This window comes from Myxococcus sp. MISCRS1 (assembly GCF_026626605.1).
Taxonomy (GTDB): Bacteria; Myxococcota; Myxococcia; order Myxococcales; family Myxococcaceae; genus Myxococcus; species Myxococcus fulvus.
In genome coordinates this window covers 1,365,864-1,384,603 of sequence record NZ_JAPNKB010000001.1, presented here as the reverse complement: position 1 = coordinate 1,384,603, position 18,740 = coordinate 1,365,864, and the positions used below count along the sequence as shown (strand labels likewise).

At 71.0% G+C, this 18,740-nt stretch carries 18 protein-coding genes; 13 read left to right on the top strand and 5 right to left on the bottom strand.

Going from position 1 to position 18,740, the window contains the following annotated elements; all coding sequences use genetic code 11:
- Positions 1–59: 59 nt before the first annotated feature.
- Positions 60–2,132 carry a serine/threonine protein kinase gene (locus tag OWM54_RS05280; RefSeq protein ID WP_267696782.1) on the top strand — a complete coding sequence of 691 codons (2,073 nt, stop codon included), beginning with the start codon at positions 60–62 and terminating at the stop codon, positions 2,130–2,132.
- A 34-nt stretch (positions 2,133–2,166) separates the two neighbouring features.
- On the opposite strand, the gene OWM54_RS05275 is transcribed toward OWM54_RS05280, so the two are convergent.
- Both OWM54_RS05275 and OWM54_RS05270 read right to left on the bottom strand, forming a co-directional pair.
- Positions 2,167–2,772: a putative metal-binding motif-containing protein gene (locus OWM54_RS05275; RefSeq protein ID WP_223746681.1), complete on the bottom strand. Its 606-nt coding sequence runs from the start codon at positions 2,770–2,772 to the stop codon at positions 2,167–2,169.
- 243 nt (positions 2,773–3,015) lie between these two features.
- Positions 3,016–3,987 (bottom strand): helix-turn-helix transcriptional regulator, encoded by a 972-nt coding sequence (locus tag OWM54_RS05270; protein WP_267696781.1) that lies wholly within the window; start codon positions 3,985–3,987, stop codon positions 3,016–3,018.
- A gap of 116 nt (positions 3,988–4,103) precedes the next feature.
- Between OWM54_RS05270 and OWM54_RS05265 the strand changes: the two genes are divergently transcribed.
- The 11 genes from OWM54_RS05265 to moaD all read left to right on the top strand — a co-directional run bounded on the left by OWM54_RS05265 (position 4,104) and on the right by moaD (position 15,180).
- Entirely contained in the window at positions 4,104–5,063 is a 960-nt protein-coding gene (locus OWM54_RS05265; protein ID WP_267696780.1) for an SDR family oxidoreductase, read from the top strand.
- A gap of 154 nt (positions 5,064–5,217) precedes the next feature.
- Positions 5,218–6,009, top strand: coding sequence for an isoprenyl transferase (locus OWM54_RS05260; RefSeq protein WP_223746684.1), 792 nt, complete (start codon positions 5,218–5,220; stop codon positions 6,007–6,009).
- Positions 6,006–6,836, top strand: a complete 831-nt coding sequence (locus OWM54_RS05255) for a phosphatidate cytidylyltransferase (protein ID WP_267696779.1) — start codon at positions 6,006–6,008, stop codon at positions 6,834–6,836. Before OWM54_RS05260 ends, OWM54_RS05255 begins: the two co-directional genes overlap by 4 nt.
- An 84-nt stretch (positions 6,837–6,920) precedes the next feature.
- Complete coding sequence (rseP, locus tag OWM54_RS05250; RefSeq protein ID WP_141326587.1) at positions 6,921–8,561, top strand: RIP metalloprotease RseP; 1,641 nt, start codon at positions 6,921–6,923, stop codon at positions 8,559–8,561.
- Between the two features lie 7 nt (positions 8,562–8,568).
- Complete coding sequence (locus tag OWM54_RS05245; RefSeq protein ID WP_141326585.1) at positions 8,569–9,060, top strand: septal ring lytic transglycosylase RlpA family protein; 492 nt, start codon at positions 8,569–8,571, stop codon at positions 9,058–9,060.
- 9 nt (positions 9,061–9,069) lie between these two features.
- On the top strand, positions 9,070–9,804 hold the full coding sequence (gene tsaB, locus OWM54_RS05240; RefSeq protein ID WP_248541446.1) for a tRNA (adenosine(37)-N6)-threonylcarbamoyltransferase complex dimerization subunit type 1 TsaB: 735 nt from the start codon (positions 9,070–9,072) through the stop codon (positions 9,802–9,804).
- Positions 9,805–9,864: 60 nt separating this feature from the next.
- Positions 9,865–10,893, top strand: coding sequence for an aspartate-semialdehyde dehydrogenase (locus OWM54_RS05235; protein WP_223746688.1), 1,029 nt, complete (start codon positions 9,865–9,867; stop codon positions 10,891–10,893).
- A 125-nt stretch (positions 10,894–11,018) separates the two neighbouring features.
- Positions 11,019–11,915, top strand: a complete 897-nt coding sequence (locus tag OWM54_RS05230; RefSeq protein WP_255652794.1) for an MXAN_2561 family MXYO-CTERM-anchored protein — start codon at positions 11,019–11,021, stop codon at positions 11,913–11,915.
- Entirely contained in the window at positions 11,912–12,640 is a 729-nt protein-coding gene (locus tag OWM54_RS05225) for an MXAN_2562 family outer membrane beta-barrel protein (protein WP_223746690.1), read from the top strand. The genes OWM54_RS05230 and OWM54_RS05225 overlap by 4 nt, the downstream gene beginning before the upstream one ends.
- Positions 12,641–12,646: 6 nt before the next feature.
- Positions 12,647–14,509 carry a PKD domain-containing protein gene (locus OWM54_RS05220; protein ID WP_267696778.1) on the top strand — a complete coding sequence of 621 codons (1,863 nt, stop codon included), beginning with the start codon at positions 12,647–12,649 and terminating at the stop codon, positions 14,507–14,509.
- Positions 14,506–15,180 carry a molybdopterin converting factor subunit 1 gene (gene moaD, locus OWM54_RS05215; protein ID WP_267696777.1) on the top strand — a complete coding sequence of 225 codons (675 nt, stop codon included), beginning with the start codon at positions 14,506–14,508 and terminating at the stop codon, positions 15,178–15,180. The genes OWM54_RS05220 and moaD overlap by 4 nt, the downstream gene beginning before the upstream one ends.
- Positions 15,181–15,188: 8 nt before the next feature.
- On the opposite strand, the gene OWM54_RS05210 is transcribed toward moaD, so the two are convergent.
- The 3 genes from OWM54_RS05210 to OWM54_RS05200 form a co-directional block, all read right to left on the bottom strand.
- Positions 15,189–15,872 (bottom strand): hypothetical protein, encoded by a 684-nt coding sequence (locus OWM54_RS05210; protein WP_267696775.1) that lies wholly within the window; start codon positions 15,870–15,872, stop codon positions 15,189–15,191.
- 130 nt (positions 15,873–16,002) lie between these two features.
- On the bottom strand, positions 16,003–17,721 hold the full coding sequence (locus OWM54_RS05205; protein ID WP_267696773.1) for a M50 family metallopeptidase: 1,719 nt from the start codon (positions 17,719–17,721) through the stop codon (positions 16,003–16,005).
- 15 nt (positions 17,722–17,736) lie between these two features.
- The gene (locus OWM54_RS05200) at positions 17,737–18,159 is read right to left on the bottom strand and encodes an NUDIX domain-containing protein (protein WP_223746694.1); all 423 of its coding nucleotides are present in this window, start codon (positions 18,157–18,159) and stop codon (positions 17,737–17,739) included.
- Positions 18,160–18,229: 70 nt separating this feature from the next.
- Here OWM54_RS05200 and OWM54_RS05195 point away from each other — a divergent pair, with 70 nt between their 5' ends.
- Positions 18,230–18,709, top strand: a complete 480-nt coding sequence (locus OWM54_RS05195; RefSeq protein ID WP_223746695.1) for a hypothetical protein — start codon at positions 18,230–18,232, stop codon at positions 18,707–18,709.
- Positions 18,710–18,740: the final 31 nt, after the last annotated feature.

Below are 18,740 nucleotides of genomic sequence, written 5' to 3'. Positions count from 1 at the left end.
CAGAACACTCGGGGAGGGATTTCACTTTTCCGGGAAAACCTGGGAGAACCTTCAGCCCAATGCAAGTCGGGAAGTATCAACTCGTCCGGAAGCTTGCCTCGGGGGGCATGGCGGAGGTCTTCCTCGCGAAGGCCGCTGGCCCCATGGGGTTCGAGAAGACGCTCGTCTTGAAGCGCATCCTCCCGCATCTGGCGGAGGACCCCGCGTTCGTGGAGATGTTCCTGGGCGAGGCGCGGCTGGCCGCGCAGCTCGAGCACCCGAACATCGTTCAAATCTTCGACTTCGGTGAGGCGGACGGCAGCTACTTCCTGGCGATGGAGTTCATCGACGGGCCCACGTTGCGGCGGCTGGTGAAGCGCGCGTCGGAGCAGCCGTTGCCGCCGGTGGTGTGCGCGAAGCTGGTGGCGCAGGCGGCGGAGGGGCTGGCGTTCGCGCACGAGTTCAGTGACGCGGCGACGGGGGAGCCGTTGGGGCTCATCCACCGCGACGTGAGCCCGGACAACATCCTGGTGTCTCGGCAGGGCGCGGTGAAGGTGGTGGACTTCGGCGTGGCGAAGGTGGCGGGGCAGGGGCATCGCACGCAGACGGGCGTGGTGAAGGGGAAGGTGGCGTACATGCCGCCGGAGCAGCTGCGCGCCAGTCCCCTGGACCGCCGCGTGGATGTGTATGCGCTGGGGGTGGTGCTGTACGAGCTGCTCACGGGCAAGCGCCCGTTCGAGGCCACCACCGAGGCGAGCACGATGCAGGCCATCCTGTTCGAGCCCTTCGTGCCGGTGGAGGCGCGCCGGGCCGATGTGCCCGAGCCGCTGCGCAGGATTCTCGAGCTGGCGTTGATGAAGGAGCGCGACGCGCGCTATCCGGACTGCCGCGCGCTCCAGTCGGACCTGGAGCGCTATCTGCTGTCGTCGGGCGAGCCGGTGGGGGCGTACCAGCTCTCGCAGTTCGTGGCGAAGGTGATGGCGGAGGTCGGGGGCACGCCCGCCGCGGGGGTGGTGGCGCCCGTGGGCATGACGCCGCCGAAGCCCGCGAGCGCGCCCCGGTCGATGTCCGCGCCCGTGGAGGAGCGGCCGATGAAGACCACGCCGCTGCCGGCGGTGGTGGATTCGACGTCGCCGACCACGCCCATGCCGCTGTCGGTGCGCGGGGTGATGGGCGGCGAGGTGGCGCAGGCCCGGCCTGTTCCGGTGGAGGCGCGGGAGAAGGGGAAGCGGGGGAGCTCGCGGCATGCCTTGCCGGCGCAGGCGGGGATGGCGGGGCAGGTTCGTGGGGCGGATGACGGGTGGAAGGCCGCGTCGCTCGCGGGGGCCGCGGAGGTGGCGCAGGGCGCCGAGGCCGAGCGGGATGCGAATGACCGCGTGCGGACGGACGCGGGGGCGTCGGATGAGGACCACATCTCCACGGGGGTGCAGGTCTCCGCGCCGATGGGCCCGGGGCGTGGGTGGTTGCTCGGAGTCATGGCGGCGGGAGTGGTGCTCGTGGTGGGCGGCGGTCTGGTGCTGGCCACGCGCGAGGAGTCTCCGAAGTTCGTGAACCCGCCGCCGCTGCCGGTCGCGACGAAGCGCGAGTCGGTGACGGCGCCTGTGCGCGAGGGCGTGGCCCAGGTCGCGAAGTCACCCGAGGTGGCGGCCCCGGTGGTTCAGGCCCCCAATGGGCAGGAGGTTCTGCCTGAGCGTGCAAACGTCGCTCCGCCCTCCGGCGCGCCTGCTGGGAATCCGGTGGAGGTCGTGAAGGGAACGGAGCCGGCGCAGGCAAAGCCTCCCAGGGTGGCTCAGGCGGGAGGAGCCAACGTGGAGCCGCCGGCCGCCGTCGCTCCTCGGCCGGCGCAAGGGGCCGCGAGCCCCGTGGGGCAGAAGCCCTCGCAGATTCCCGTGTTCGAAGCGAAGCCCGCGGCCCGTGCGAAGCCTCCGGTGCGCGTGGGCAAGGGGACACTGGAGTTCCGCATCCGGCCCTATGCCGTCGTCACGCTGAATGACCAGGAATTGGGGCCGACGCCGTTCGCCCCCAAGGAAGTCCCGGCGGGAAAGCACCGCATCAAGCTGCACAACCCCGACCTCCAGAAGACACAACATGTCACCGTGGAGGTGGGGGCAGGGGAGACCAAGGTCATCAAGCACAACTTCGAAGCGGAGTAGGCTCACGCCGCTTCGAGGTCCTGGGGCCACTCCGTCAGCACGAACCCGAAGGGACGCAGACGGTCGAGTCCTGCTCCGGGGAGCATTGGTAGGTGCCCGCGCATTGGGTGTTGGCATCCAGGCACGCGGAGCCGAGGTTGGGGTAACCCTCGTCCTGGACGCTGTCGCAATTGTCGTCCTGGCCGTTGCACAGCTCGGGGGCGCCGGGGAAGACGGTGGCCAGGTCGTCCCGGCAGTCGGAGCCTCCGAAGTTCCTGGCGACGAACCCGTCATTGTCGGCATCCCGGCCATCGAGGGTCATGGACGCCGGGACCACCTGCCCGGGTCGCACGGTGACTCCCTGGTGGAAGACGCCGATCTGGACTCCGTCGCAGCGCTGTTCGAACGAGCGGACCGTGACGCCGATGTCGGAGGACCACGAGTCAGGAGGGAGGAACGCCACGCGGAGGTCCCTCGCCTGGCGCGCACGGAGGTCGGTCACATCCGCGATGAACTCCTTGTCACTCGCGGCGTCCCTCGCATGCAATCTCAGACAGCCTGGCGTGAAGCCGAGGAGCGCGGTGGAGACGGCCACCACTCGACAACCCGAGCCGTCGCCCAGCACCGCCTCGGTGGTGCCTACCTCGAACACTCGGGTCACATCGGGCTTCCTGTCGCAGTCCGAGTTGGGTTCGGAAAGGCTCGGCGCGGAGCAGGAAGAGGCGAGCAACAGGGACAGGATGGATGCACATCTCATGGCCGCGAGACCTCGTGACGTTCAGAAGGACGGGTGAGACTCCCCACGCGAGGGCACATGCGAGGCCCGCGCAACCGATGCCAGGAAGGTGCCCCTGGACCCGAATGACTGCTCATGTCCCTGCGAGGCTAACATGCCTCCCAGCCCTCATCCCTCGCCTTGATGGGTTTCCAGGACCGCCTTCGCCAAGGCAATGAACCGCACCCGGAGCGCCCGGGGCTCGATGACCTCGAATCCCTGGCCCACCGCGCACAGTTGGTCCATCGCGATGGACTCACGCTCGAAGTCGACGGTGACTGTCTTTCGTCCGTGGGTAGCATCCCCCGCGTCGAACCGGACGCCATCCACCGGAGGGCGAATCCGCCGCAGCAGGCCTTCCGCCTCTGGCGTCAATCGCAGCGTCACCTCGTACTGTGCCCGCTTCTCCGCGAAGCGCGCGCACCACTCCTTCCAGAACGCGGGCAGGTCGAACCGCGCGGGGCGCTCGAAGGTCTCCGCACGCACCTTCACCCCGTCGATGCGCGAGCCCCGGTACACCCGCGTGCCGGCCTCCGTCCCCGCGACCAGGTACCAGCGGTCCGCCTTCAACACGAGCGCGTACGGCTCCACCTGTCGCCGCCCACGCTTCCCATCGAAGTCCCGGTAACTCAGCGACACCCGCCGGTTCTCCCACGCCGCCTCGCGCAGATCCTCCAGATGGGGCACGGACTCCCGCTCCGCGAACCAACCCGATGCGTCCACATGCAGCCGCTGCCGCGCGTACTCCAGCGCCGGCTGCTGCAACGCGGGCAGTGCCGCCGCCAGCTTCACCAACCCGCTGCGCAGCGGCGCGCTCAACCCGATGTCCCCCAACCCTCCCGGCGCCGCGCTCATCGCCGCCAGCGCGTGCAGCTCCGCGCGCGTCAGGCCCGTCAGCTGCGTCTTCCACCCCTCGAGCAACGCCACTCCGCCTTCCGAGCCGCGCGTCGCATACACGGGCACGCCCGAGGCAGACAGGGCGTCGAGGTCTCGGTGGATGGTCCGCGCGGAGACCTGGAGCTCACGCGCCAGCTCGCCCGCGGTCAGCTTCGGGCGACTCTGCAACAGCATCATCAGGCTGACGAGTCGGTCGGCGCGCATCGGAAAGACCTCCGCCGTGAATGGTACGGAACCAACATGACAGAGGTTGTCATATTGCCCCCCGTACGGTGCGCCCCATCGCCGGCCACCCCGGTCGGTCCGTGAGGAGACACCCCATGAAGAAGCCACTCGAAGGCCGCATCGCCCTGGTCGCCGGCGCCACCCGAGGCGCGGGACGCGGAATCGCCACCCGCCTGGGCGAGGCCGGCGCCACCGTCTACTGCACCGGTCGCAGCGTCCGGGGCCGACCCGCCTCGGGAGACTCCCGCCCGGAGACCCTCGAGGAGACCGCCGAGCAGGTCACGGCGCTCGGTGGCCACGGCATCCCCGTGCGCTGCGACCACACCGTGGAGGAGGAGGTCATCTCCCTGTGCGAGCGCATCCAGCAGGAACAGGGCCGCCTGGACATCCTGGTCAACGACATCTGGGGCTGCGACCGGCTCACCCACTTCGGCCAGCCCTTCTGGAAGCAGTCCATCCCGGACGCACGCACCATGCTGGAGCGCGCCGTGCTCACGCACGTCATCACCAGCCGCCACGCCGTCCCCCTCATGCTCCCGCGCAACCAGGGGCTCATCGTCGAAATCACCGACGGAGACCACTTCGCCTACCGGGGCCACGTCCTCTACGACGTGCTGAAGATGGCCGTCATCCGGCTCGCCTTCGCCATGTCCCGGGACTTGCGCCGCACGGGCCTCACCGCGCTCGCCGTGACGCCGGGCTTCCTGCGCTCCGAGGAGATGCTCGAGCACTTCGGCGTCACCGAGGCCAACTGGCGCGACGGCACGAAGGTGGACCCGGACTTCATCGCCTCCGAGACGCCCGCCTACGTGGGGCGCGCCGTCGCCGCGCTCGCCGCCGACCCCAACGTCGCCTCCAAGGCCGGCCGCGTCCACAGCTCCTGGGCCCTGGCCCGCGAGTACGGCTTCACCGATGTGGACGGCTCCCAGCCGCACTGGGTGGATCACTTCACCCGCACCCACGGGCTGCCTTACCCCGTCGCCGACGAGGCCCGGTACGCCACCTGGGGACAGAGTCCCATCGAGGCCCTCCGCCCGAACTGGCCCGAATCCTGAGCCCCCATCCCCGGGCTCGCGCACCTGTGCCCACATGCGCGCGAGCCCCGGGGCCGCTCACCGGGGCCGGGCGACCGACCAGGGGCCGGGGGTGACGGTTGGACCACGCTGGCGTGGACGCGGCGCGGTGTCGCCGGTAGGGTGCGCGGCTCGAATGGAACGCCCCCTAGTGGTTTCCGCCCTCGAAAATCAGGTCAAGGCCCGGCCCATGCCGCGCCACGTGGGCATCATCATGGATGGCAACGGTCGGTGGGCGGAGTCGCGGGGTCTGGACCGACTGGAGGGGCACCGCGAGGGCAGCGCCAGTGTGCGTGAGGTGACCCGCACCGCCCGCCGCCTGGGCATCCAGGCCCTGACCCTCTACGCCTTCTCCTCGCAGAACTGGGCCCGCCCCGCCGAGGAGGTCGCGGGCCTGATGGACCTGCTGCGCGACTACCTGGAGCGCGAGCGCGCCGAGATCCTCGACAACGGCATCCGACTCAACGCGGTGGGTGACGTGGACCGGCTGCCCCGGTTCGTGAAGGACCCGCTGGAGCGGCTCATCGCCGACTCCCGCCACAACACGGGGATGGTGCTGTCGCTGGCGCTGTCCTACGGCGGCCGGGAGGAGATCCTCCGCGCCGCCCAGCGGATGGCCCAGGCCATCACCCGGGGGGAGCTGGCGGCGGACCGCGTCGAGGAGGCCGACTTCGAGTCCTTCCTCTGGACCAATGGCCTGCCGCCCCTGGACCTGATGGTGCGGACCAGCGGCGAGCTGCGCGTGTCCAACTTCCTGCTCTGGCAGATGGCGTACGCGGAGCTGTGCTTCACCGACGCGCTCTGGCCGGACTTCCGCACCGACGAGTTCCTGCGATGCGTGTCGCAGTACCAGCAGCGTGAGCGGCGCTTCGGGTTGACGACGGCGCAGGTGAAGCGGGAAGACCCCCCTCAGCGGGCCAAGGCGTGAACGACAAGAACAAGAACCTCGTCGTACGCATCGTGACGGCGTTGACGCTCCTGCCGTTGGTGCTGGTGCTGCTCTTCCTGGGCGGTGTGTGGAGCGCGGGCCTGCTCGGCCTCGCCGCTGCGGCGTGCGTGGGGGAGTACTACCTCATCGTGCAGAAGCGGCTGAACGCGGCCGCGTGGGTGGGCATGGCCTTCGCGGCGGTGCTGCCCTTCCTGCCCCTGAGGGACGCGGCGCGCACGGGTGAGATGGCCTTCTGGCTCACCATCGTCTTCGCGTTCTTCGCGTGGATCTTCCACCTGTTCAAGGGCCCGCTCGCCGAGGCCCCCACGCGCACGGCCCACCTGGTCAACGGCTTCCTGTATGGCGCCGTGGGCCTCACCGCGCTGTCGGCGCTGCGCCTGCTGCCCGACCATGGCCTCGCGTGGGTCATCTGCGCGCTGACGATCACCTGGGCCAACGATACCGCCGCCTACTTCTTCGGCCGCTTCATGGGGCGCCACAAGCTCTACCCCGAGGTGAGCCCGAACAAGACGTGGGAGGGCTTCTTCGGCGGCATGCTCGGCTCGGTGGGCGGCATGTTCATCGCCCGGGGCTTCTTCTTCCCCGTCTTCACCGTGTGGGACTGCGTCATCCTGGGCATCGCCGGTGGCCTGCTGGGCCCCGTCGGTGACTTGTGCGAGTCCATGCTCAAGCGGGCGTACGGCGTGAAGGACTCGGGGTTCCTCATCCCGGGGCACGGCGGGGTGTTGGACCGCATCGACGCCTTGCTCTTCAACGCACCCCTGGTGTTCGTCTACGTGCAGTTCGTGCGAGGGCTCCTGCCGTAGAAGCGTGAGATTTCGCTCGGCTGGCTGGCTGGCGGCCCCGGATGTGCGTTGTCCGTCCGGGGGTACACGATTACTCTTGCCGCCATGCCCTCACTTCAGAACCTGGGGTTCTTCATCCTGCTGCTCGGCGTGCTCGTGACAGTGCACGAGCTCGGCCATTTCCTCGTGGCGAAGGCCTGCGGGGTGAAGGTCCTCAAGTTCTCCATCGGCTTCGGGCCCAAGCTCATCGGCTTCATCAAGGGTGAGACGGAGTATCAGATCGCCATCCTGCCGCTGGGCGGGTACGTGAAGATGGCGGGGGATTTGCCCCACGAGGAGCTCAGCCCGGACGAGGCGAAGCGGGGCTTCCTGGCACAGCCGCCCTGGAAGCGGGGGCTCATCGTCCTGGCGGGGCCGGCCTTCAACCTCATCTTCCCGGTGCTGGTCTATTTCTTCGTCTTCCTGGGCCCGCACCAGGCCACGTCCACCCTGGTGGGCTTCGTGGAGCCCGGCAGCCCGGCGGAGCTGTCCGGCATGCGCCCCGGCGACCGCGTCCTGTCGGTGGAGGGCGAGTCGGTTCGCACCTTCGACGACATGCGGGAGACCTTCGTGGGGCGCTTCGAGCGGCCCATCCCCATCGTCGTGGACCGGGGCGGCCAGCCGGTGACGCTGACGGTGACGCCGAAGAAGAGCACGGAGACGTCGCCCATCGACACGGTGGAGCGGGGCCTCATCGGCGTGGCGCCGGTGTCCAAGCCGCCCTTGGTGGGCGTGCGAGCGGGCTCGCCGGCGGAGGCCGCGGGCCTGCGCACCTTCGACCGGGTGCTGAGCGTCAACGGCGTGCACGTGCCGGACGAGGCGCGGCTGTACCAGGAGCTGGGCCGGCATCCGGAGGGTGAGCCGCTGAAGCTGGTGGTGCGGCGCATGTCCACGGTGGAGGCCGGCGTGGTGACGGGCCAGGTGCCCGCCCTCGTCGAGGTGACGGTGCCCCGGCAGCCGGGCGTGGGCCTGGCGGCGGTGGGCGCGGAGGCCGCGGACACGTACGTCGCGACGGTGGCCCCTGGCAGCGTGGCGCAGAAGGCGGGCCTTGCGCCCGGAGACCTCATCGTCGCGTTCAACGGCAAGCCCGTGCAGTCGCTGCGGATGATGGAGAACGAGCTCACCGAGCTGAAGGACCAGCCCTTCACGCTGACGTGGCGCGACGCGAAGGGCGGCGAGCACACCGAGAAGCTGGCGCAGGCGCCGCTCAAGAGCGAGGACGCGATGGGGCAGGAGACCTCGCGGCTGGCGCTGGGGGCGCGCGGCTGGGCGCTGATGGACGCGGACGCGCCGAAGGTGGACGAGGTGACGGTGCACCTGGGGCCCGCCGCCGCGTTCAAGCAGGCGGCCGTCGTGGTGCCGAAGATTGTCGGGCAGATGGTGAAGGTGCTCGCGGGGCTGTTCACGCGCGACGTGCCGCTGTCCTCGGTGGGCGGTCCCATCATGATGTACCAGCTGGCGGCGAAGAGCGCCGAGCAGGGGCTCGACTCGTTCCTGCACCTGATGGCCATCATCTCCATCAACCTGGGCGTGATGAACCTGCTGCCCATCCCCGTGCTGGATGGCTTCGCGCTGCTGTCCGCGGCGTGGGAGGGCATCCGCCGCCGCCCCATCCCCACGCGGGTCCGCGAGGCCGCGAACATGGTGGGCCTGGCGCTGCTCTTCCTGCTCATGCTGCTGGTCTTCACCAACGACATCACCCGATAGAGGCCCCATGCGCGCGAGCACCGTCGTCCTCCTGCTGGCGCTGGGCTTCTCCACCGCGTGCGCCTCGCGCGCGGCGAAGCCGGACTCTCGCGACGAGGAGACCCGGACGCGCTCCGGTTCGACTCCGGGCGTGACTCGGCGCGAGCAGATGCCGCGCTCCTACCTGGGCGAGGGGCTGGCGTCGTTCTACGGCCCCGGGCTGCACGGCCGGCCCACCGCGAGCGGGGAGCGCTTCAACCAGAACGCGCTCACGGCCGCGCACAAGAAGGCGCGCTTCGGCTCCTGCATGAAGGTGGTCAACATGGAGAACGGCCGCTCCGTGCAGGTGCGCATCAACGACCGGGGGCCCTACGTCGAGGGCCGCATCATCGACGTGTCCAAGGCCGCCGCGTCCAAGCTGGGGATGCTGGACAAGGGCGTGGTGCGCGTGCGGCTGTATCGCTGCCCCGATGACACCGTGTCGGAGATTCCCCAAGCAATGTGGGCCGCGCCGGTGTAGGGAGCGCCCATGTTCCTCGCGCTGGACACCTCCACGCTGACGATGTCGCTCGCCCTGGTGGAGCGGGGGCCGGACGGCGTGCGCGTCGTGGAGCACCAGGTGGTGCGTCCGCCCATCAAGCAGAGCGAGGCCCTGCCCGGCGTGGTGGGGGAGCTGCTCGCGCGGCACGACGTGAAGCTCGCGGCGCTGGAGGGGCTGGTGGTGGGCCTGGGACCCGGCTCGTTCACGGGCCTGCGCATCGGCCTGGCCACGGTGAAGTCGCTGGCGTACGCGGCGGGCCTCAAGGTGGCGGGCGCGTCGTCGCTGGCGGCGGTGGCGATGGAGGGGCCCGAGGACGTGCCGCTCCACGTGCTGGCCGTGGCGCGCAAGGATGACCTGTACCTGGGCGTCTACGTGCGGCGCGGCGGGACGGTGGAGGCGCTGGAGCCGGAGACCGCCATGTCGCCCCAGGAGGTGGCCCAGCGCATGGCCGCCGAGCCCCGCGCGGTGGCGCTGGGGCCCGCGCTGGTGGACTACCGCGCGGCGCTCGAGTCCCACGGCGTGGCGCCCGAGCGGCTCTTGTCCGGGCACGACTTCCCGTCGGCGGTGGAGCTGGTGCGGCTTGCCCGCATGCCGGAGACCTTCTCGCTGGAGGCGCTCTTCTCCATGGAGCCGCACTACGTGCGCGCCTCCGAGCCGGAGCGCAATCCGAAGTTCCCTCCGCTGCCGGGGCCGGTGCCCACGGCGCGGCTGAAGGACGACTGAGGCCCTCCTTCCGGGACGCTGCTTGCGCCTGGAGGAGTCACGCACGCACGAGGACGCGTCATGAAGAACGACTTGCAGATTGCCGTGGTGGGTGCCACCGGCGTGGTGGGCCGCGAGGTGCTGGCCGCGTTGTACGCGCGGGACGTGCCCGCCGAGCAGGTGCGCGCCTTCGGCTCCGAGCGCTCGAAGGGCCTGGAGGTGGAGTACGGCGAGGACTCCATCGAGGTGGAGCGCGCCGCGCCGGACGTCTTCCGCGGCGTGGGGCTGGTGCTGCTGGCCACGCCCGCGGAGGTGTCGCGCACGCTGGCGCCCGCGGCGCAGGCCTCCGGCGCGTGGGTGGTGGACATCAGCTCCGCGTTCCGGAGCGACGGCAACGTGCCCCTGGTGCTGCCGGGCTTCAACACGGAGGCGCTGGCGCAGGTGACGAAGGGGCGGGTGGTGTGCCTGCCGGGCGCCGTCACCACCGCGGCGGTGCACGTGGTGGAGCCCTTGCGCAGGGCCTTCGGCGTGGTGCGCACGCAGGTGACGGCGATGATGGGGGTGTCCAGCGCGGGCGTGCGCGGCGTGGCGGAGCTGGAGAAGCAGACCGCGGACCTGTTGTCCGGGCGCGAGCCGGAGCCGCACGCGTTCCCCCACCGCGTGGGCTTCAACCTGGTGCCGCAGGTGGGCGGCTTCATGGTGAACTCGCCCTGGACGGAGGAGGAGGCGGGCTGGACGCTGGAGGCCGCGCGCCTGTTCGCGTCCCGGGGCGAGGCGCCGGTGCTGGCCGGCACCGCGGTGCAGGTGCCCAGCTTCTACGGCCACGGCCTGTCGCTCCACGTGCAGCTCAAGAAGGCGGGCCCGGTGGAGCAGGTGCGCGCCGCGCTCAAGACGTCCCCGGCCCTCAAGGTGCTGGACGCCCCTGGCGAGCGCATCTACCCCATGCCCATGCTCGTCACGTCGGACCCCACGGTGCACGTGGGCCGGGTGCGCGCCTTCCCCCAGGCCCCCGAGTGGGTGACGCTCTTCGCCGCGGTGGACAACGCCACCCGGGGCGCCGCCCTCAACCTGGTGGAGGCCGGCCTGAAGCTGGTCGAGCGTCCCGTCTGACAAATTGGCACGGCCGTGGGGGCCGCCCTGCCTGTTTGGCGCGCCAGGTCGGCTCGAAACGTCCGAAAAAGGGCCTGTCGGAAGGCGTTGTGTGTGGCCCCCCGCTTGCTAGCGTCCGGCTACCCATGCGCCTCACACTCGCCTTGCTTTTGCTCTCCGCGTCGACCGCCCTGGGGCAGACCGTGACCTTCTCGGTCTCGGGAAGCCAGGGCAACGAAATCGTCGTCTCCAAGGCCGACTGCGCCAAGGTCACCCAGGTCACCTGGCAACGTCAGGCGACCAACCAGTGCGACACGCTCTACATCTGGCTGTCCCCGGACACGTGCTCGGACACACCGAGCTCGAGCGAGGTGACGCTGGAGGAGATCGAGCGGTCCTCGTCGGTGACGACGGGCACGGTGAGCCTGAACGTCAGCGAGGCGCTCACCAAGGCGGGCCAGACGTGCGAGGCCCAGACGGAGAACAAGAGCTTCAAGCTGTGCGCGTCCGTGCGGCCGTTCAACAGCACCGGGACGACGTGCGAGGCGACCGCGACGAGCGTGGGCACGCCGGCCATCACCCTGACCTTGGACCCCAAGCCTCCCGCGGCGCCCATCCTGCCGACGGTGACGGGCCTGGACACCGCGCTGAGCGTGGACGTGACGGCGCCGAGCGACTCGTCGCAGATGAAGGTGGAGGTGGTGAAGCTGGTGGCGGGTGAGGATGGTGGCAGCACCACCGCGGGCGACGTGGTGCGCTCCAAGGAGCAGACGTCGTCGAACACGCTGTTCCGCATGGACAACCTGGAGAACGGCGTGGAGTACGGCGTGCGGGTGTTCGCGCTGGACAAGGCGGGCAACCAGAGCGAGCCGTCGCCGCTGGCGACGGGGACTCCCATCGCGAGCAATGGCTTCTGGGCGGCGTACCGGGGCGCGCAGGGCGCGGAGACGGGCGGGTGTGGGGCGGGAGGTGGCGGACTTGCCGTGGGCGCCGTGGTGGCGGCCCTGGGCTTCTGGACGGTGTCGAGGAGGAAGCAGTCATGAGTCGGGCATGGGGCCTGGGTGTGGCCGTGGCGTTCGCCGCGCTGCCCGCGTGGGCGCAGGACGCAGGCGTGGTGTCTCCGGATCTGGTCGAGTCCCCCCGCACCGGCGGCATCATCTTCCGCCTGGGGGGCTACAAGCCGCTCATCGACGAGGAGAAGGGCCTGGGGGGCACGCCCTACAAGGACACCTTCGGCGACTCGTCGCTGCTGCTCGTGGAGCTGGAGTTCCAGCGCTACTTCTACCAGGGCATCGGCACCGCGGGCGTCGGCGTGTCGGCGGGCTACGGCGAGAAGTACGGCGCGGCGAAGCTGGCGGACGGCGGTGGAGACGCGGCGGAGCGCACGGCCATCAAGGTGGTGCCGCTCGCGTTCAACCTCTTCTACAAGTTCGACTACGCGGCCTTCGAGTGGGGCATCCCGCTGGTGCCGTACGGCAAGCTGGGCCTCATCTACTCGCCCTGGTGGGTGACGAAGGGCAGCGACACCGAGGTCTCCGGCGGCGTCACCGGCAAGGGCGGCAAGTGGGGCTGGGGCGGCACGGCGGGCCTGGCGTTCCTGCTGGACGTGCTGCAGCCGCGCTTCGCTCGCGACTTCGACTCGGGGCTGGGGGTGAACCACAGCTACCTGTTCGCCGAGTACACCTACGCGGATGTGGACGATTTCGGAGGGAAGGGGCTGAACTTGTCCAGCCGGCGCTGGATGTTCGGACTCGCGCTGGACTATTAGCGGCTCATGCCGCACTCCCCGCGCTCCGTCCGTCGGTCCGTCACGCTGTTCCTCCTGTTGACCGCCGTGGGCCTGACGGGCCCCGGCTGTCGGCGAGCGGTGCGCACGGACCTGGGGGAGGACCGCACGGTGGAGACGGGCGTGCCCGTGACGCTGGGCTCCGGGGAGAAGGGCGCGCAGGCCCTCTCCTGGGATGTCGGCGACGGGACTCCCGCGAAGCAGGGCGCCCAGCTGTCGCACGCCTTCGCCCGGCCCGGCGCGTACACCGTGCGCGCGCTGCACGAGGGCCAGGAGGTGGGGCGCGTGCGGCTCACCGTGGTGCCGCGCCCGTTGCTGCGCGCGGTGCCGGGAGACGCGCAGACGGTGCTGTGGATGCCCCGGCTGCAGGGCAACGTGGAGCCGCTGGTGGACTTCCACGAGCGACTCATCGGCCCCGAGGAGGCGGAGGAGGCGCTGCGCGAGGCACCCCTGGTGTCGATCGTGTTGCAGAGCCTGACGCAGGGCTCGAGCGTCGTGGACCCCGAGGAGGGCTTCGGCCTGTTCATCCTGCCGGAGTTCGACGGCGTGGTGGCGGTGCTGGGCATCACGGAGCCCGACGCGGCGATGTCCGCGGTGGCGAGCGAGCTGGAGAGCTCCGGCCACCAGGTGATGCCCACCGATGATGGCGCCATGCGCGTGGTGCCGCAGGATGGCAGCGAGCCGATGCTGCTGTTCGTTGATCGGGGCTACCTGTACCTGGCGATTCCCGACGGGCCGGAGGCGGAGGACGACGAGGAGGGGGAGGAGGGCGTGCCGCTGGAGGTGCTCGCGGTGGAGCCGCCGCGGCCGGCCGTCGCGGACGTGCAGTTGGTGCGTCGGGCGGTGACGGAGCTGACGGGGCCCGGGATGTCCGAGGTGGCGCTGCTCAACGAGCTGCGTCCCAAGGTGGGCGAGGGGAATGTCTACCTGTACACGGGCGCACCGAGGCTCGACGAGGGTGAGGAGGAGGGTCCGGTGCGGGGCTTCTTCGCCTCGATGACGGTGCGCCCCGAGCACGTGTCGCTGGATGGGTTCCTGTCGTCCACGCGGCCGCTGTTGCAGGGCGCGAGCGCGCCGCCTTCCGCGCTGATGGCGGAGAGCGGGTTGGGGCCGGTGGCCGCCGCGCAGCTCTCCGTGCCCCCCGAGGAGCTGGCGAAGCTGGCGTTCGGCGCGCCGGGCTCGCCGCGTCGCGAGCGGATGGTGGAGCGGTGGCGCGCGCGGGGACTGGACGCGGAGGCGCTGTTGAAGGCGCTGCGTGGTGACGTCGCGATGCTGGTGTACTTCGATGCACCGGGCTTCCTGCGGAACTTCGTGCGCAACCAGCGGCCCGAGCCTCGGGGCACCGTCCTCATCGACGCGGGCCTCACCTCCGTGGAGCCGGTGCTGCGGCTGCTCGATGAGCGCGCGCAGGGCTCGTCGCTGCGCTTCGCGATGGAGAAGATTCCCGGCGGCCGGCTCTACAAGACGCTCCTGTGGGGGCAGCCGGTGCAGCTTCGCATCGGCCCCGAGCGCGCCACGTTGATCGCCGGTGAGCCTTTGGAGGGGCGTCCTCGCGGCGATGTCGGCAAGTCGCTGCGCGAGCGCTTCGGCGGTGAGGCGTTCGGCGCGGGGCACCTGTCGGTGATGGCGGACCTGGGGCGGCTGCGCGCGGAGCTGGATGCGCAGGAGTCGCTGCCGGGCGTGCCCGCGGAGCGACTGGCGTCGGCGCAGGCGCTCATCAAGGCGGTGCTGGAGGGCTTCACGCCGCTGGACTCGGGCTTCCTGGACTTCTCGCTGGCCGAGGGCGGCGCGCGGCTGAAGGGGAGTCTGCGATTGAGGGAGAACGCTCGCGCGGGACAGGAGTGGAAGTGAGCCCGGGCGGCGCTGTCACCGTGCTGTACTTCGCCGCCGCGAGGGAGCGCGCGGGGACGGCCCGGGAGCGCGTGGAGGTGCCCGAGGGCGCGACGGTGGAGGTGGTTCTCCAACTGCTCGCGGCGGCGCATCCGGGGCTTGCTCCGTTGCTGCCGCACCTGCGCGTGGCGGTGGACCAGGAGTTCGTGGGCGCGGAGGCGCCGGTGCGGGCGGGCGCGGAGGTGGCGTTGATTCCTCCCGTGGCGGGTGGCTCGCCGGGGCTGTTCCGCGTGTTGGAGCGGCCGCTGCGGTTGGCGGAGGTGGTGGAGGCGGTGGGGGGCGAGGCGTACGGCGGGCTCGTCACCTTCAGCGGCTCGGTGCGCGACGCGACGAAGGGGCGGCGCGTGTTGCGGCTGGAGTACGAGGCCTACGCGCCGATGGCCGAGAAGAAGCTGGCGGAGATTGGCGCGGAGGCCGCGACGTCATGGCCGGGCGTGCGGCTGGCCATCGTGCACCGCGTGGGCGTGCTGGTGCCGGGGGAGCTGGCGGTGGTCATCGCCGCCGCGGCGCCGCATCGCAAGGAGGCCTTCCGGGGCTGTGAGCACGCCATCGAGCGGCTCAAGCAGGACGTGCCCATCTGGAAGAAGGAGTTCTTCGAGGATGGGGAGGTGTGGGTCGGCCTGGGGCCGTGAGGCCTTCGTCAGCGCATCCGGAAGCTGGCGGGGATGTTGACCTCGGGGCCCGCGTCCGCCGCTTGCTGCTGCTCGCGCTCGGCATCGGTGATGGGGCGCATGGGGGTGTCCAGGCCCATGGCCTTGCGACGCGCGGCCTCCTTCTCGGCGGCGAGCTGGAGGGCGCGGGCGTTGGACTCGGCGGCGCGCTCGGGCGTGGGGCCCGCGATGAGGAAGCCCACGGGCAGGCTCAGGAAGAGCAGGCCGACGATGGCGAGCCAGCCCATGTCCTTCCACTGGAGGGGGCCGACGCGCTCCTTCACGACGGAGGCCTGGACGAGCAGGGACAGCTGTCCCTCGGTGAGGCGCAGCGTCATGCCGTCCGCGAGCGTCACGGAGGCGCGGCCCTGGTCCTGGACGAGCTGGGAGCCAGGGAGGGCGGCGAAGGCGTCTCCGCGCTGCTTGTGCTCGACCTGGACCTTGGGGGGCAGGTGGATGCGCCAGCCGCGCTCGGTGCGCTCGGCCATGAGGAATGGCTCTTCCGGGAGGGTGAAGCCGTAGAGGGGCAGGGGCGCCTTCTCATCCGGCGCGGCGTGGACCCGCGTCTGCTCGCGCCCGTAGCTCCAGGCCTCGGCCAGGTTCTCGCCCCAGTACAGTTCGAAGTACAGCCCGCCGTCCGCCTTGGCCTTGGTGCTCATCTCGCGCGTAAGCATATGCGTCCCGCCGCCTGTCGGCCGCATCATCGGGCCCGGAAGCCCACAGGTGGACAGGAAGCGTCCGCCCGCTTGCCCGACAACCAGGGGAGGCTCGCGGTTCCCCGCGCGGGTTCCGGGGCAGGGGATTTCAGGCTGTCGTCCTGCCCATCACCGAGGGACCGTCGGAGGAGGGGGCGTCCTTCGTTCCGGACTCGGCGGGTGGCGGAGGTGGCGTCGTGGGTGGAGGGCTCGCGGGAGGAGGCGTGGACGATGGGCTCGCCGCGGGTGTTTGTGCGTCCGCGCCGTGTGGCGCAGGCGTGGTCGTCGGAAGGCCCGACGGCGCACCTGCTGGCGTCGCGCTGTTCGCGGGTGTGTCCGTCGCCCCGGCTGTCGTGGCGGGCGTTGCCGCGGCTCCCGCGTTCGTGGTCGTCGCGGAGCCCGTGGGTGGCGGCGCGCTCGTTGTGGGGGATGCGCCCCCGCCGCTGCTCCCGGCTGGATTGAGCGCGCTCGCCGCTCCGGAGGCGGGGACCGTCACGCCGCGCGAATCAACTCCTGCCGGTGCGCCTGTCACTGGCGTTGGCGCAGCGGGTGCTGCCTTGGTTCCCGTCGCAGCTGCTGCTCCCGAGCTGGCGACAGGCGGAGCCACAGGTCCTCCAGGGCCCGTGCCGCCCGGTGTCGCGGTCGTGGGAAGCGCCGTTCCCGCGGGTGCGCCGCCGCCAGGGGCCGTCGCTCCCGAGGACGCTCCGATGGGAGGTGCACTCGCTCCCGTCGTGGGGGGCGCTCCGGCCGTGGTGCCACCGGGTCCCGTCGTCGCGGGTGACGCGGACTCCGACCTGAACCGCTCGGGGAGCGCCCCGCGAATCTCCGCGAACGCCACCGCGACGATGACCGTCGCGCTCGCGAGGAACCCCACCGTCTGCGCCACCGTCTCCACGCGAGGCGGCAGCTTGCGACCACTCACCGCCTCCACCAGCAACAGCACGACGCGCCCGCCATCCAGCCCCGGAATCGGCAGCAAGGTCAGCAGCGCGAGCGCCAGCGACGCGGCCACCAGCGCCCGCAGCACCGAGTCCAGCCCCGACGACGCCGCATCGGACGACTCCTGCCGCACCAGCGCCCCGGGGCCCGTCGGTCCACCCCGCGCCTGTTCTCCCTTCGCCAGCCGCGTGAACATCGTCACGCCCTCGGCCGCGAGGTTCATCGTGTGCACCGTCGCGTGCCTCAGCGCCTCGCCCGGCGCATGCGTGCGGTACACGTACTGCTGGCTCACGCCGATGCGTCCCTCGCCACGCTCGTCCGCGCGCGGTCGCACCGTCACCGTGCGCTGCTCGCCGTGCCGGTCCACCCGCAGCTCCAGCGTGCTGCCCACGCCCACCGCCACCTTCTCCACGAACTCCGTCCAGCTGCGCAGCGCCTGACCGTTCACCGAGTCGATGCGGTCCCCGGGCAGCAACTGCGCCCGCGCCGCCTCCGAGCCCGGCCGCACCGTGCCCACCGTCAGCGGCACCACGACGTGGGTGCCCGACGTGTAGAGCGCGAACAGCACGCCCAGCGCGAACAGGTAGTTGGACAGCGGCCCCGCCAGGATGATGAGCGCGCGCCGCAGGGGCCCCAGCGTCCGGAAGCTCGCGGCCTCCGCGACCTCCGAGCGGTGGGGATTCATCCCCTGGATGTGCACCGTGGCGCCCAGCGGCACCGCGCCCACGACGAACTGCGTCCCCCCCAACCGGAAGGACGCCATGGGCGGACCGAAGCCGAACACGAAGCGGGGCACCCGCACCCCGAGCAGCCGCGCGGCGACGAGGTGCCCCAGCTCATGCAGGGCCAACAGCCCTCCGAGGGCCAGCAGGACGAGCGCGTAGTGCATCCTGGACGGCGCTCCCTACAGCTTCCGCCGCTGCCCGGTCTGCTTGTACGTCCGGTAGTCGGAGAGGATGGTGCCGTGGTCGAAGCACAGGTCCGACGGCAGCGCGTCCAGCGCGAACGTGCGGGCCTCCGCCGCGTCATCCGAGCCCTTCGGCTCACCGTCCGCCGTGCCGATGTACACCGTCGACAGCGTGTGCTGCCGCGGGTCCCTCTTCGGGTCCGAGTACGTGAAGAACTGCTCCACCAGCTTCACCTCCAGCCCGGTCTCCTCCTTGACCTCCCGGATGGCCGCCGCGTCCAGGGGCTCGCCCTCGTCCACGAATCCCCCCGGCAGCGCCCAGCCGATGGGCGGGTTCGCGCGGCGGATGAGGACGATGCGTCCACCGGCCAGCTCGATGATGCAGTCCACGGTGGGCTTGGGGTTGCGGTATTCGGGCATGGGGGCCACTCTAACCCCGACCGCCACGAGCGCACTGCACTCGATGCATTCGTGGGGTATGGTGCGCCCCGTGTCCACCCCGAGACGCTTCCGCCTGCTCGTGCCCGCCCTCCTCGTGAGCGCCATGTCGGGCTGCCTGCCCTTCGTCCAGGAAGCGGGCGACTACGAGTTCACTCCCGTGGAGATCTTCCGCGACGACTGCGGCCTCTACGACGCCAACCGCGACTTGTTCCGCGGCAGCCTGCAGGTCACCGGCCGCGTGGTGCGCCTGAACTTCGGGCTGCTCGACACGCAGCTCATCGGCTACTTCCTCGCCGAGGGCGATGACTTCGCCATCGACGGCACCACCATCAACGCCGCCACGCCCGTGCGCGGGGTGGACTGTCTGCTGGATGAAGCCAGCATCCACATCGACGCGACGACGCAGTGCGAGACGCGCTTCGACGGGGCGATGCGGGTGCGCTACGCGTCCGAGCAGCGGCCCGCCGAGTGCGCGTGCGAGCTGTGGATGCGTTTTGAAGCCGTCAAGGAAGCGAATCGCTGCGAATAGCGTGCTTGAGCCCGGCCTCCGGGGTTCCTAG

Coding starts and splice junctions, on each gene's coding strand:
- OWM54_RS05210 (WP_267696775.1), bottom strand. CDS start 15,872: ATGCTTACGCGCGAGATGAGCACCAAGGCCAAGGCGGACGGCGGGCTG.
- OWM54_RS05220 (WP_267696778.1), top strand. CDS start 12,647: ATGCCGCACTCCCCGCGCTCCGTCCGTCGGTCCGTCACGCTGTTCCTC.
- tsaB (WP_248541446.1), top strand. CDS start 9,070: ATGTTCCTCGCGCTGGACACCTCCACGCTGACGATGTCGCTCGCCCTG.
- OWM54_RS05260 (WP_223746684.1), top strand. CDS start 5,218: ATGGAACGCCCCCTAGTGGTTTCCGCCCTCGAAAATCAGGTCAAGGCC.
- OWM54_RS05200 (WP_223746694.1), bottom strand. CDS start 18,159: ATGCCCGAATACCGCAACCCCAAGCCCACCGTGGACTGCATCATCGAG.
- OWM54_RS05230 (WP_255652794.1), top strand. CDS start 11,019: ATGCGCCTCACACTCGCCTTGCTTTTGCTCTCCGCGTCGACCGCCCTG.
- OWM54_RS05245 (WP_141326585.1), top strand. CDS start 8,569: ATGCGCGCGAGCACCGTCGTCCTCCTGCTGGCGCTGGGCTTCTCCACC.
- OWM54_RS05235 (WP_223746688.1), top strand. CDS start 9,865: ATGAAGAACGACTTGCAGATTGCCGTGGTGGGTGCCACCGGCGTGGTG.
- OWM54_RS05280 (WP_267696782.1), top strand. CDS start 60: ATGCAAGTCGGGAAGTATCAACTCGTCCGGAAGCTTGCCTCGGGGGGC.
- rseP (WP_141326587.1), top strand. CDS start 6,921: ATGCCCTCACTTCAGAACCTGGGGTTCTTCATCCTGCTGCTCGGCGTG.
- OWM54_RS05265 (WP_267696780.1), top strand. CDS start 4,104: ATGAAGAAGCCACTCGAAGGCCGCATCGCCCTGGTCGCCGGCGCCACC.
- OWM54_RS05225 (WP_223746690.1), top strand. CDS start 11,912: ATGAGTCGGGCATGGGGCCTGGGTGTGGCCGTGGCGTTCGCCGCGCTG.
- OWM54_RS05205 (WP_267696773.1), bottom strand. CDS start 17,721: ATGCACTACGCGCTCGTCCTGCTGGCCCTCGGAGGGCTGTTGGCCCTG.
- OWM54_RS05270 (WP_267696781.1), bottom strand. CDS start 3,987: ATGCGCGCCGACCGACTCGTCAGCCTGATGATGCTGTTGCAGAGTCGC.